Origin of the sequence: Desulfofundulus thermosubterraneus DSM 16057 (assembly GCF_900142025.1) — a bacterium.
Classification (GTDB): Bacteria; Bacillota; Desulfotomaculia; order Desulfotomaculales; family Desulfovirgulaceae; genus Desulfofundulus; species Desulfofundulus thermosubterraneus.
On record NZ_FQZM01000008.1, the window covers coordinates 59269 to 72372 of the forward strand.

12 protein-coding genes are annotated in these 13104 nt (G+C 57.8%); 10 read left to right on the plus strand and 2 right to left on the minus strand.

Annotated features, from left to right (window positions below; genetic code table 11):
• The first annotated feature begins 250 nt into the window (after positions 1-250).
• The 9 genes from BUA65_RS03745 (at position 251) to BUA65_RS03785 (ending at position 10096) form a co-directional block, all read left to right on the plus strand.
• Positions 251-622 (plus strand): DnaJ family domain-containing protein, encoded by a 372-nt coding sequence (locus tag BUA65_RS03745; RefSeq protein WP_072867462.1) that lies wholly within the window; start codon positions 251-253, stop codon positions 620-622.
• Positions 623-724: 102 nt separating this feature from the next.
• Positions 725-3379, plus strand: a complete 2655-nt coding sequence (cphA, locus tag BUA65_RS03750) for a cyanophycin synthetase (RefSeq protein WP_072867432.1) — start codon at positions 725-727, stop codon at positions 3377-3379.
• Between the two features lie 33 nt (positions 3380-3412).
• Positions 3413-4291, plus strand: a complete 879-nt coding sequence (gene ispE / locus BUA65_RS03755; RefSeq protein WP_072867433.1) for a 4-(cytidine 5'-diphospho)-2-C-methyl-D-erythritol kinase — start codon at positions 3413-3415, stop codon at positions 4289-4291.
• Positions 4292-4334: 43 nt separating this feature from the next.
• A complete protein-coding gene (locus BUA65_RS03760; protein ID WP_072867434.1) occupies positions 4335-5015 on the plus strand; it encodes a GntR family transcriptional regulator in 681 nt (226 codons plus the stop codon).
• Positions 5015-5776, plus strand: a complete 762-nt coding sequence (locus BUA65_RS03765) for a nucleotidyltransferase family protein (RefSeq protein ID WP_072867435.1) — start codon at positions 5015-5017, stop codon at positions 5774-5776. The genes BUA65_RS03760 and BUA65_RS03765 overlap by 1 nt, the downstream gene beginning before the upstream one ends.
• Positions 5777-5797: 21 nt before the next feature.
• The gene (gene ilvA, locus BUA65_RS03770; RefSeq protein WP_072867436.1) at positions 5798-7012 is read left to right on the plus strand and encodes a threonine ammonia-lyase; all 1215 of its coding nucleotides are present in this window, start codon (positions 5798-5800) and stop codon (positions 7010-7012) included.
• Between the two features lie 151 nt (positions 7013-7163).
• A complete protein-coding gene (spoVG, locus tag BUA65_RS03775) occupies positions 7164-7418 on the plus strand; it encodes a septation regulator SpoVG (protein ID WP_013821316.1) in 255 nt (84 codons plus the stop codon).
• 250 nt (positions 7419-7668) lie between these two features.
• Complete coding sequence (gene glmU / locus BUA65_RS03780) at positions 7669-9054, plus strand: bifunctional UDP-N-acetylglucosamine diphosphorylase/glucosamine-1-phosphate N-acetyltransferase GlmU (RefSeq protein ID WP_072867437.1); 1386 nt, start codon at positions 7669-7671, stop codon at positions 9052-9054.
• 97 nt (positions 9055-9151) lie between these two features.
• A complete protein-coding gene (locus BUA65_RS03785) occupies positions 9152-10096 on the plus strand; it encodes a ribose-phosphate diphosphokinase (protein ID WP_072867438.1) in 945 nt (314 codons plus the stop codon).
• A gap of 89 nt (positions 10097-10185) precedes the next feature.
• Here the strand turns inward: BUA65_RS03785 and BUA65_RS03790 are convergent, their stop codons facing one another.
• A complete protein-coding gene (locus tag BUA65_RS03790) occupies positions 10186-10908 on the minus strand; it encodes a PRC-barrel domain-containing protein (RefSeq protein WP_072867439.1) in 723 nt (240 codons plus the stop codon).
• A 129-nt stretch (positions 10909-11037) separates the two neighbouring features.
• On the opposite strand from BUA65_RS03790, the gene BUA65_RS03795 reads away from it, so the two are divergent.
• A complete protein-coding gene (locus BUA65_RS03795; protein ID WP_072867440.1) occupies positions 11038-11670 on the plus strand; it encodes a 50S ribosomal protein L25/general stress protein Ctc in 633 nt (210 codons plus the stop codon).
• A gap of 154 nt (positions 11671-11824) precedes the next feature.
• Here BUA65_RS03795 and BUA65_RS03800 read toward each other — a convergent pair whose 3' ends face one another.
• Positions 11825-13081, minus strand: coding sequence for an NAD(P)-dependent malic enzyme (locus tag BUA65_RS03800; protein ID WP_072867441.1), 1257 nt, complete (start codon positions 13079-13081; stop codon positions 11825-11827).
• Between the last annotated feature and the right edge of the window lie 23 nt (positions 13082-13104).

A 13104-nucleotide genomic window follows, 5' to 3' on the forward strand; every position in this document is an offset into this window, starting at 1 on the left:
ACAGCTCACCCGGACTCATGCCCTCTCTTTTACGGTCGTCCCTGGGGCGGGGGCTTCTCCCGGCCCGGCAGGGGCTGGGGCGGATCCAGCTTCCTGTCTAATGCGTTTCACCTCAAGCCTTTCCTATCCCTGGCTATGCACGGCAACTGGAACATCATCCTGACCACCCTCATGGCGGCCTCCCTGGGAATGGAATGATACGAGTACCGGAAACTGCCAGGTCATTGATATAGGGAGTGATTTCATGGGTATTGATATTCTGGCCGTCCTGGCCGAAGAGAAAATCCGGGAAGCCATGCGTAGGGGTGAGTTTGCAAACCTTGCGGGAAAAGGGCAGCCCCTGCAGGTGGACGAGCTGTCCCACGTCCCCGAAGAGCTGCGGGCCGGTTATATCATCCTGAAAAACGCGGGGGTGCTGCCCGAAGAAATGCAGCTGAAAAAAGAAATGGTCAGCTTGCAGCGACTGATCGACTGCTGTTACGAGGAGGAGCAGAAGACCGGTTTAAAGAAAAAGCTGACCGAAAAAATGCTCCGCTTCAATATGCTCATGGAAAAGAGGAAAATGAACAACAGCGCATTTCAGTTCTACCGGGAGAAGATTTATAGCCGGCTGGGGTTTTGAACTGATAATGGTGATGCCTGTCGCCCTCCGCTGCCCGTGGTATTTTCCCGGGTTTATTGGTCAATACTGGTAACATAACTGTTTTTGCGGAGGGCAACAAAGGTGAAGATTCTGGATTTACGGGCCTATTACGGCAGCAACATTTACAGCTACCAGCCGGTAATTAAAATAATCCTGGATCTCGCCCCCGACGGGTGCCGGTCCACCAGCGAGCTGGGGGATTTCAACCGGCGGTTGTTGTCCCTTTTGCCCGGCCTGGGTGAGCACCACTGCTCCCGCCGGCGCCCCGGGGGTTTTGTGGAGCGGTTAAAAGAGGGTACCTACCTGGGCCACGTGGTGGAACATGTGGCCCTGGAGCTTTGTAAGCTGGCCGGCCAGGAGGTGATTTACGGCAAGACCCGCCGGGGGGACGGGGAAACGGTTTATGAAGTGATCTTTGAATATGTTTCCGCCCCCGGCGGGCTGGCCGCCGCCCGGGCGGCGGTGGAACTGGTGCAGGCCCTGCTGGAGGGAAGGACGGTGGAAGTGGCGGAACTGGTGGAGAGGGTGCGGCAGGCCGCGGAAGAAGAATACGGCCCCAGCACCCGGGCGATCCTTGAGGCGGCCCGCAAAAGGGGGATTCCGGTCCTTCCTTTAGGGGGGGGATTCTACCAGCTGGGTTATGGGCGGCATGCCAGGCGGATAGCGGCTACCATTACGGATCACACTCCCTGTACTGCCGTCGACCTGGTGCAAGATAAGCAGTTATGCAACCAGTTGCTGGCTGCCCACGGGGTGCCCGTACCCGAATCGGGGATTGCCCGCACGGTGGAAGAGGCCCTTGCCCTGGCCGAAAAGTTGGGACCCCCTGTGGCCATCAAACCAGTCAACGGGCATCACGGGCAGGGGGTAAGCCTTTTTGTGTCCGGAAAAGCCCGGGTGCGCCGGGCCTTTGAACTGGCCGGCTATTATGGCCGGCCAGTGCTGGTGGAAAAACAAATTCCCGGCCGGCAATACCGGCTTTTAGTGGTGAACGGCCGGATGGTAGCCGCGTCTTTGCGCCTGCCTCCCCGGGTGGTGGGGGACGGGCGGCGCACCGTCCGCGAACTGGTGGAGGAGGTTAACCGGGACCCCCGGCGGGGTGAGGGGCACGGCAGGCCCCTGTCCAAAATTCCCCTGGATGCGGTGGCCGTGGCTTGCCTTGACCGCCAGGGTTTAACGCCCCGGGATGTGCCCGGGAAAGGGCAGGTTGTTTACCTGCGGGACAACGCCAACCTCAGCACCGGCGGGACCGCTATTGATGTTACGGAGCAGGTGCACCCGGCCAATGCCCGGTTGGCCGTACGGGTGGCCCGCCTGACCGGTCTGGATGTGGCGGGCATCGACGTGGTGGTGGAGGATATCGGCCGCCCCCTGGAGGAGCAGGGAGGTGCTGTCATTGAGGTGAACGCAGCTCCGGGGTTACGCATGCATACCCACCCGGTGGAGGGCCTGCCCCGGGAAGTGGGTGCGGCCATTGTGGATCACCTCTTTCCTCCCGGCGTACCCTGCCGCATTCCCATTGTGGCGGTAACGGGGACCAACGGCAAGACCACCACCACCCGGATGATCGGAGCCATTTTGGCCCGGGCCGGCCTGGTGGTGGGCATGGCTACCAGCGACGGCATTTATATTGACGGGCGGCGGGTGCTTGCCGGCGATACTACGGGACCGGTCAGCGCCAGGCTGGTGCTGGCGGAGCCGGAGATTGACGCGGCCGTGCTGGAAACGGCCCGGGGGGGCATCCTGCGGGCCGGTTTGGGCTACGAGGGCAGTGACGTGGGGGTGGTTACCAACATCAGCGGGGATCACCTGGGACAGGACGGCATCGAGACGCTGGAGGACCTGGCTGATGTAAAGTCCCTGGTGGTGGAAACCGTGCGCAAAAACGGCTATGCGGTGCTCAATGCCGATGACCCCCATGTGCTGGCCATGGCCGGCCGGGTCCGGGGCAAGATCATTTATTTCTCCCTGGTGCCGGATAATATCACCGTGCGCCGCCACCTGGGTGCCGGCGGCACGGCGGTGTTTGTGAAGAACGGGATGCTGGTGGTGGCCCGGGGTCAGCAGGTGCGCCGGTTGCTTTCGGTACGCCGGTTGCCGGCCTCCCTGGGCGGTTTTGCCCGGCACAACATCCAGAATGCCCTGGCGGCAGCCGCGGCCTGCCTGGGTTTGGGTGTATCCATGGATCACATCCGGTCCGGCCTGGAAAGCTTTCGCTGCAACCTGGAGCAAAATCCCGGCCGGCTGAATATCCTGGATGTGCAGGGCATCCGGGTGGTGATCGACTACGCCCATAACGCCGCCGGCTACCTCAGTATGGTTAATGTGTTGCGGCACTTCAAAAGGCGGCTCATTGGCGTCATCGGCGTACCCGGGGACCGCCTGGATGAGCAAATCAAAGAGGTAGGGCGCATTGCCGGCCAGAACTTTTCGGCCCTGGTGATTAAAGAGGATGCCCACCGGCGCGGCCGGCAGCCCGGGGAAGTGGCCGCCCTGCTGCGGGAAGGCGCCCTGGAAGGGGGCATGCACCCGGGGAGAATCCGGGTGGTTTTGCCCGAAGGGGAGGCAGTGCTGCGGGCCCTTCTGGCGGCAAAGCCCGGCGATACGGTGGCCATTTTCTACGAAAAGCTGGACACGGTGGTCAAAGCCATCCAGGTGTTTTGTGCCGGCCGGCAGCTGGTTAATGGCGAAAAAGTCGACGGCGGGCAGCAGGGAAATATTCTCCCGGCGACGTAAAACTACTGGTAAACAAAAAGGGAGATATTGCCCGTGCTTGAAGTGCTGGCCCGTGCCAAGATAAACCTTACCCTGGACATTACAGGGCTTTTGCCCGGCGGTTACCATCAGCTGGAAACAATAATGCAAAGCATAGCCCTTTGCGACCGGCTGGTGTTTTCTCCCCGCTCCCAGGGTATTGAGCTTCAAACCAACAGCCCCCTTATACCTGCCGGTCCGGAAAATCTGGTTTACCGGGCGGCGGAGCTTTTGCAAAGGATCACCGGTTATCGTCAGGGGGTACATATTTTTCTGTTCAAAAATATCCCGGTGGCGGCCGGCCTGGGGGGCGGTTCCGCCGATGCGGCGGCCACCCTGGCGGCCCTGAATCAACTCTGGTCCCTGGGCCTCTCCCGGGAAGAGTTGCTTGTTTTAGCCGCCAAGCTGGGGGCGGATGTACCCTTTTGCCTCGAAGGAGGTACCGTTTTGGCCCGGGGAAAAGGGGAGTTGCTCACTCCCCTAAAACCCCTTCCCCCTCTGGGAGTGGTGCTGGTCACCCCGTTCCTGGCCGTATCTACGGCCCAAATTTACCGGGAGTATGACCGCCTATTGCCCGGTGTTCATCCAGATACCCCCGCCATGGTGGCGGCTATTGAGCGCCAGGATATCACCGCGGTAGCCGCTCTTTTGGGCAATATCCTGGAGCCGGTAACTGCCGCCCTTTATCCACAAGTTTACGTGGTAAAGGAAGCCCTGAAAGCGGCCGGTGCCCCGGGAGTGGTCATGAGCGGCAGCGGTCCTACCGTTTTTGGCTTGTGCCGGGATGAAGGGGAAGCCCGCCGGGTGGCCGGACGGCTTGACCCGGGGCTGGGGCGGATATTGTACACCCGTTTTTGCAGCCAGGCAATAAAACTTGCGGTAATTAACGGCTAAAGGTAAAATATAAGTGTTATGACCAGAAAAAGGGGTGGCGGCCGTGGAAGAACCGAGACTCATTCCAATTAAGCTGGATAATTACAAACCTTTAAGGGAGCTGGTTTTTGAATCCTTGCGGGAAGCGATTATCCAGGGCCGCCTGAAACCCGGGGAGCGGCTGATGGAAATCCAGCTGGCTGAAGAAATGGGGGTAAGCCGCACTCCCGTGCGGGAGGCCATCCGGAAGCTGGAGCTGGAAGGTTTTGTGGTCATGGTGCCCCGCAAGGGAGCCTATGTGGCGGGTATTTCGGTAAAGGATATTGTCGATGTCTTTGAAGTGCGGGCGGCACTGGAAGCGCTGGCTGCCGGTTTGGCCGCTGAGCGGATTACCGAAGAGGAATTGGAGGAGCTGGAACGGGCACTGGTGAAAACCTACGAAGTCAGCGGCCACGACCTGGAAGCACTGGTTGAAACGGATACCAGATTCCACGAACTCATTTATAAAGCAAGCCGGAACGAAAGGCTGGTCCAGATCATCACCAACCTGGCGGATCAAATTCAACGCTTCCGGGTCACCTCTTTGGCCCAACCGGGGAGGACGAAGCACGCCCTGGAAGAACACAAGCAAATTGTAGAAGCCATCAGCGAACGCAACGTGGAACTGGCCCAGATCCTGGCGCGGGAGCATATAGAAAATGCCGAACAGAGCCTGTTAAACGCCCTGGGGGAGGCAAAGGAATAATGGTTGACGCGGTGGTTCTGGCCGGCAGTCCCAATAACGGACCGCTCAAGGAATGCAGTCCGGTGCCCTACGAAGCGCTTATTCCTATTGGCTCCAAAGCGATGGTGCAATATGTAGTGGAAGCATTAGCACTGGCCAGAGGGGTAGACAGGATTGTAGTGGTCGGGCCCAGGGAGGAGCTGGCGAATCACCTCAAAGATGACCGGGTAAAGGTTGTTCCGGCAGGCAGCAGCCTTTTGGAAAACGTCCAGCGCGGACTGAAAGAGTTGGCGGGTACCCGCCGGGTGCTGCTGGTCAGCTCCGACATTCCCCTGATTACACCCCGGGCCATTGAAGATTTCCTGGAGCTTTGTCAGGATCAAGAAGCGGATTTGTACTACCCCATCGTACCCAAGGAAGCCGTGGACAGCCGTTTTGCCAATCCTGTGCGGCGGACCTACGTCAGCCTTAAAGAAGGTATTTTCACCGGGGGCAACCTGTTTTTACTTAACCCGGAAGTAGTTTCCCGTTGTTTGCCCCTGGGGGAGCAGTTGGTGGCCGCCCGGAAAAGCCCCCTGCGCCTGTGTCGCCTGGTAGGCCTGGGCTTTTTGATTCGTTTTCTTCTGCACCGGGTTACGTTGGAGGAAGCCCAGGCGCGGGTTTCCCGCCTGCTGGGCATCCGCGGGGTAGTGGTAATCAGCCGCTACCCGGAAGTGGGTGTGGATGTGGACAAACCCGTGGATCTGGCGCTGGTGGCCAGAACGCTGCAACAGGCTTCGTGACCTAAAAGGAAGTGTTTTCTCATGCCCCTTCCCCTGAATCTGGCTATGATCCAGGAGGCCAGAAAGCGCCTTGCCGGCGTCATTCACCCCACACCTCTGGATCATTCAACCACTTTTTCCCGTCTTACCGGCAGCGAGGTTTATTTCAAGCTAGAGAACCTGCAAAAGACCGGGTCCTTTAAAATTCGGGGTGCCTACAACAAGATCATGTCTTTGACTTTGGAAGAGCGGCAGCGGGGTGTGATTGCCGCTTCCGCCGGAAACCACGCCCAGGGGGTGGCTTGTGCGGCCACCAGGGCCGGCATTCCCTCCACGGTGGTCATGCCGGAGGGTGCTCCCATTTCCAAGGTTATGGCCACCCGGGGTTACGGCGCCCGGGTAATCCTGGCGGGAGGAGGTTATGACGAGGCCTTTGACTACGCCCGCCAGATGCAAAAGGAAACCGGGGCCACCCTTGTGCACGGCTTTGACGATCCCTTGGTGGCGGCGGGCCAGGGTACCATAGGCCTGGAGTTGCTGGACGAGTTGCCCGATCTGGACGCCGTGCTGGTGCCCGTTGGCGGTGGCGGGCTGATTGCCGGTATCGCCGTGGCCATTAAGTCATTGAAACCCCGGGTGCGCGTGATTGGTATCCAATCCCGGGGGGCACCGGCGGTTTATCTTTCCCTCAAAGGCAATTGCCGGCAGCAACTGGCTGCCACCGCCACCATTGCCGACGGGATCAGCGTGCGTCGTCCGGGCGAGTTTACCCTGGAGGTTATTCGCCGTTATGTGGATGATGTGCTGCTGGTGGACGACGAGGAAATTGCCCGGGCCATTTTAATGCTCCTGGAGCGTTCCAAAATTGTAGTCGAGGGGGCCGGGGCGGTGGTCCTGGCCGCCCTTTTGCACGGGCACCTGTCTTTGCCCGGGGCGAAGGTGGCCCTGGTTTTAAGCGGGGGAAACATTGACGTCAACATTCTCTCCATCATCATTGAACGCGGGCTGGTCAAATCCGGACGCATCACCCGCTTGCGCACCGTGGTTACGGATCAACCGGGCAGTTTACAGCGCCTGCTGGGCGTGCTGGCCGCCGTACGGGCGAACGTAATTTCCGTTAACCACGATCGCATTAAACCTCAGGTGCCCTTAAAACAGGCGGAGGTTGAGTTGCTGCTGGAAACTAGTGACGTGGAACATGTGGGGAGGGTCATGGCCGCCCTGTCCCGGGAAGGGTACCGGGTGGAAAGGATCTAGGAAAAATTTTTATAATAGTGAAATGGAAAATTGCAGGAATTTTTACATTCGTGGAGAAAACAGGTTAACAGGTATCGGGTGGGGCAGCTTCGATCAGTGCTACCCGGTGATTCAAAAATGTCAGTTGAGGTTGCAGGAAGGTGGTGAGGGAGTGGTTGTTACGGATGTGCGGGTGCGCAAAATTCTCCCCGAAGGAAAAATGAAGGCCATTGTGTCGGTCACCCTGGATAATATGTTTGTTATCCACGACGTAAAGGTAGTGGAGGGGAACAAGGGCTTGTTTGTGGCTATGCCAAGCCGCAAAACCCCCGACGGTGAATTCCGGGATATAGCGCACCCCATCAACTCTTCAGCCAGGGCTATTATTGAAACCGCGGTGTTGCAGGCCTATGAACAGGCCATTTAGCCTTTTCATTCCAGGGTTGGGCTATGATATTGTCATGTTTTTTGTAAAAGCGGAGCATAGTTAAGGACCTGCACTTTCGGTGATCGCTATGCTCTCTTTTTGTGCGAAAAGTATAAAAATTATCTGACGAAGAGGAAAATCACGTTTTTTGTTGAATCCTGTTATCGGGATTAAGAACTGGTTTTTTGACGGCGGGGCTGCCGGTGGCAGCCCCTTCACGCGATCCCTGAGATGACAAGGGGGACGCCTGATGTCACTGGCGGCCGTAATTCTGGCGGCAGGTAAGGGTACGCGTATGAAATCCGACCTGCCCAAGGTAATGCATAAGGTTTGTGGCCGGCCCATGATCGAATACGTCCTGGATGCGGTCCGGGGGGCCGGGGCAGAGGAAATCGTGGTGGTGGCCGGTTTTGGCGGCGATCTGGTAGCCCGTACCGTCCAGGGCCGGGCGAAGGTGGTCTACCAGCAGCAGCAACTGGGCACGGCTCACGCCCTGCTCCAGGCCGCTCCCCTGCTGGCCGACTTCCCCGGTACCATTCTGGTGGTCTGCGGGGACACTCCGCTGGTAACCGCCGGGACTTTGGCCCGGTTGGTGGCGGCCCATGCCGCCGCGGGAGCCAGAGCCACCGTCCTTACCGCCTGCCTGGAAGATCCCACCGGTTACGGCCGGGTGATCCGGGACGGGGAGGGGCGGGTACAAAAAATTGTGGAACAACGGGATGCCACACCCGGGGAGCTGGCGGTGAGGGAAGTAAATACGGGTATTTATTGTTTTTCCGCGCCCGGGCTTTTTGCCGCCCTGTCCACCCTCAGAAGGGAGAACTCCCAGGGGGAATATTACCTCACTGACATTATTGGCCATTACGTGCAGCAGGGTGAGCCTGTAGCCGCGCTGACGGTGGAGGATGCCCGGGAAGTGGAGGGGGTCAATGACCGGCGGCAGCTGGCCCGGGTGGAAAGTTACCTGCGCCGGCAGATAGTGGAAGAGCTGATGCTCTCCGGTGTGACGGTAATGGACCCCGCCACCACATTTATCGACCGGGATGTAGAGATAGGTCGCGACACGGTGATCTACCCCTTTACAATTATCGAGGGAGATACCATAATCGGTAAACATTGTATCATCGGCCCGGGAAGCCGGCTGCTCAATGTCCAGGCAGGCAACGGCGTGGTTATCGAGCACTCGGTAATCCTGGAAAGTAAAATCGGGGATAATTGTACCATTGGCCCCTTTGCTTATATCCGGCCGGGATGTGTTCTGGCCCCGGATGTGAAGGTGGGAGACTTTGTGGAATTGAAAAAGACGGTGGTGGGCCGGGGAAGCAAGATCCCCCACTTGAGCTACGTGGGCGACGCCACCGTCGGTTCGGGCGTTAATATAGGTGCCGGGACCATTACCTGCAATTATGACGGGGAAAAGAAGTGGCCCACTATTATTGGGGACGGGGCCTTTATTGGAAGCAATACCAATTTAGTGGCACCGGTGGAAGTGGGGGAGAAGGCTTTCATTGGTGCCGGTTCCACCATCACCAAAAATGTGCCCCCGGGGGCGCTGGGTATTGAGCGGGGGCGCCAGCGGAATATAGAAAACTGGCTCCAGAAGAAGTCCAAAAAAGAATCCTGTGAAGAAAAGTAATTTTTTGCGCCGGTGATTAAAGGAGGGGGTAGTCATGCTCCCCGGGCCGCCGGGTTGGGCACCCTGGTTTTCGGAAATCAGTGTTGGAGGTAGAAGGATGTCATCGCGTAAAGAATTAAAAATCTTTACCGGCAACGCTAACCCCCAGCTGGCTGAAGAGATTGCCCAGTACCTGGGTGTTAGTGTGGGCGCGGCCAAGGTTACCCGCTTTTCCGACGGGGAAATTCAGGTCAAGATAAATGAAAGCGTGCGGGGGGCCGATGTTTTTATTATCCAGCCCACCTGTCATCCGGTAAATGAGCATTTGATGGAACTGCTGGTAATGGTGGACGCGGTGAGAAGGGCTTCTGCCCGGCGTATTACGGCGGTTTTGCCCTACTACGGCTATGCCCGGCAGGACCGGAAAACCCGGGCCAGGGACCCCATTACGGCCAAACTAGTGGCCAACCTCCTCACTGCCAGCGGTGCCCGGCGGGTAATAACCATGGACCTGCATGCGGGGCAAATCCAGGGATTCTTTGATATCCCTGTGGATCATCTCCCCGGGGTGCCACTCCTGGCCCAGTATTTCATCCAGCAGAGACTAAAGGACGTGGTGGTTGTCTCACCCGACCTGGGCGGGGTAACCCGGGCCAGGGATCTGGCCGAGCGCATTGGTGCGCCCATTGCTATCATCGACAAAAGGCGGCCCGAACCCAATGTGGCGGAAATTATGAATATTGTGGGTGACATTGAGGGTAAAAAAGTCATCATGATTGATGACATCATTGATACCGCCGGTACCATTACCCAGGGTGCGGCGGCACTGAAAAAATTTGGTGCCCAGGAAATTTACGTCTGCTGTACCCATCCGGTGCTGAGCGGTCCGGCGGTCCAGCGCCTGCAGGAAGCGCCGATCAAGGAGGTACTGGTCACCAACACCATACCCATACCTCCGGAAAAGATGATCGATAAAATAAAGATTCTTTCCGTGGCACCCCTGCTGGGCGAGGCCATTATCCGCATTCACGAAGATCTATCGGTAAGCAAGCTTTTCGATTAAAATATAAGGCCGGCTTGGACCGGCCTGCGTTACCGGTGCATTTTTCGGTGCAAAATTTTAAGGTTCTTACACCGGCATATTTGCCTTGCTTAATTTTCTGGCGGCGGCTGTTCCCGCTGCCCGCGGGCTTCGCCGTTGGGACCCGGGTGCTGATGGCAGGAACAGGTGGTTTCCTCATCCCGGGGACCCCTGACCCGCTCCAGGGAGCGGTTTATTGCTTCTCCCAGTTCCCGGGTTTTTTGCCGGGTGGTATCCCAGGCCTGGCTGGTCGATTTCTGCAGCTGGCGCAGGGACTCCGCCAGCCCGCCCTCAATTTTGATTACATTGGCCAGGGCCTCGTTGCTGGTGACGATTACTTCTTTACCGATGGTACGGACAAAGGTGGTGTCCAAAAAGGCCCGGCCGGAAATAACGCTGTCCAAAAACCCGCCGGAGAATTCCAGGCCCACAATATCCCCGGCTTCAAGATCCACATAATACTCATCCACCTGTCCTAAAAGGGTGCCGCTTTCCGTGACGATGCGGGCGCCGATGATCCCGATACGGTCCTTGACCAGTTTCACAATATCTGGGAGTTTGGCGCCCCTTTCGGCATTGGTGCTCCGGTCCACGGTAATGACATTTTCCCCTACGCTGTGCACCCGGTTGAAGGGGACATACTTTTGTTCCTTGAACCAGCCTTTTTGTTCTATGATCAGGGCGGCCACCGCTTTCTTCTCCGGGTCCACCACCAGCCCCCGGACCACGCCGATTTGCTGTCCTTCCTGCAGGCTGATAACCGGCATACCAGTAAATTGTTTGCTCTTGCGCATCTGCTGACCCCCTTTAGGTAGCTTTCCTGTCCCTAATCCATATGCTTCATTCCGAGTTGATATGACCAAAAAAAGGGAATACTAGAGAAGAATGCGGTTTTATGCCAGGATTGAGGAGGGATGGTTACCATGGAAGCCAGTCTGTTGGCGCAAGTAAGAACCGGCCGGGGGAAAGGTTACCGGCACCGGTTGGCAGCACAAGGAAAAATTCCCGCCGTTGTTTACGGCAAGGCTATCGGCAACATTCCGGTGGAGGTGGAGCTACGGGCACTGAAGAACATCCTGGCCGGTGAGGGCGGCCGGAACACCCTGATCAACCTGAAGATCACCGGAGAGGGGCAGGCGCGACAGGACAAGGTTTTGATCAAAGAACTTCAATACGACTCCCTGCGCGGCGAGTTGATCCACGCCGACTTCCAGCAGGTTTCCCTTACAGAAAAGATTACCACCACCGTGCCGGTGGAGCTTGAAGGCGAGCCGGTTGGAGTGAAGCAGGGAGGCATTCTACAACAACAGATGCGGGAGCTGGAAATCTCCTGCCTGCCCGCAGACATCCCCGAGGCCGTGACTATGGACGTTTCAGGGCTGGAAATAGGGGATACTGTTCACGTCGCGGACCTCCCCGTGCCGCCCGGCGTAAAGGTTCTCAACGATCCCGAAGAAGTGGTGGCTACAGTGGTGGCTCCGGCAGTGGAAAAGGTGCCGGGTGAGGAAGAAGCCGGCGAGGAGAAGGAAGCCTCTCCGGAAGCCGGGGAGGAGTAACTTTACTGCATGCTTTGCTAAATCAGCGTGATCCGCTGGGGCAGGGTAAAATAATTTGGAAAATCGTCGGGGCTTTCAGGCATGGGCCGCCCCGGCGTTTTGTTATGCCTGGAGATTGGGCAAAAAAGAAACCCCGTGTGAAAACCGGGGTTTCTTAGCTGGCTCTCAGTTCGGTAAGGCCGGGGCCATGACGGGCAGTTAGTTCACGGGTATGCCGGGCCACCTGTTCGGGGTCTACCTTCAACCGGGCCACTCCTGTTTGCATGGCCGCTTCTGCCACGGCTGCGGCCACCGCCGGCGCCACCCGGGGATCAAAAGGCTTGGGAATAATGTAACCGGGCCCCAGTTCCCCCGGAGTTACCAGGCCGGCAATGGCCCGGGCGGCAGCCACCTTCATGGCATCGTTAATGTCGGTTGCCCGCACGTCCAGGGCACCGCGGAAGATGCCCGGGAAGGCCAGCACATTATTGATCTGGTTGGGGAAATCGGAACGCCCGGTAGCTACCACTGCCGCTCCGGCCTCCAGGGCTGCATCGGGCATAATTTCCGGTACGGGATTGGCGAGGGCGAAGACGACAGCACCGGGAGCCATGCTGCGTACCATGTCCTGTGTCACCAGACCGGGTCTTGACAGACCGATGAAGACGTCTGCGCCGCTTAAGGCATCAGCCAGCCGGCCCTTAATTCCCCGCGGGTTGGTGCGGCAGGCCACTTCTTCCTTGTACTTATTGAGTCCAGTACGCCCGCGGTAGACCACACCCTTGCTGTCGCAAAGCACGATATCCCGTACGCCCAGGTAGTACAACAAGTTGGCTACGGCTATACCCGCTGCGCCACACCCGTTTATAACCACCCGCACTTCGCTTATCTCTTTGCCCACCACTTTTAAGGCATTAAATAACCCGGCAGCCGTGACCACCGCAGTGCCGTGCTGATCATCATGGAAAACGGGAATGCTCACTTCCTTCTTCAGCCGGCGCTCAATTTCAAAACAGGCCGGTGCAGCAATATCTTCCAGGTTAATGCCGCCAAAGGTCGGTTCCAGCATTTTAACCGTCTCGACAATTTTATCGATATCTTTGCTGCCCACGCAAATGGGAAAAGCATCGACACCCGCCAGTTGCTTGAAGAGCAGGGCTTTACCTTCCATTACCGGCAGTGCTGCTTCCGGGCCGATGTCTCCCAATCCCAGTACGGCAGTACCGTCGGAGACGATGGCCACCAGGTTACCTTTAGCGGTATATTCGTAAACCAGATCCTTTTGGGCGTGAATTTGGCGGCACGGTTCAGCCACGCCCGGGGTATAGGCCAATGAGAGATCGTGTTCATTATCGATGGATACTTTTCTGCCCACTTCTATTTTTCCGTGGAATTTCCGGTGCATTTCAATTGCTTCTTCATTTAGTGTCATGGTAAACACCTCGAGAAATTAAT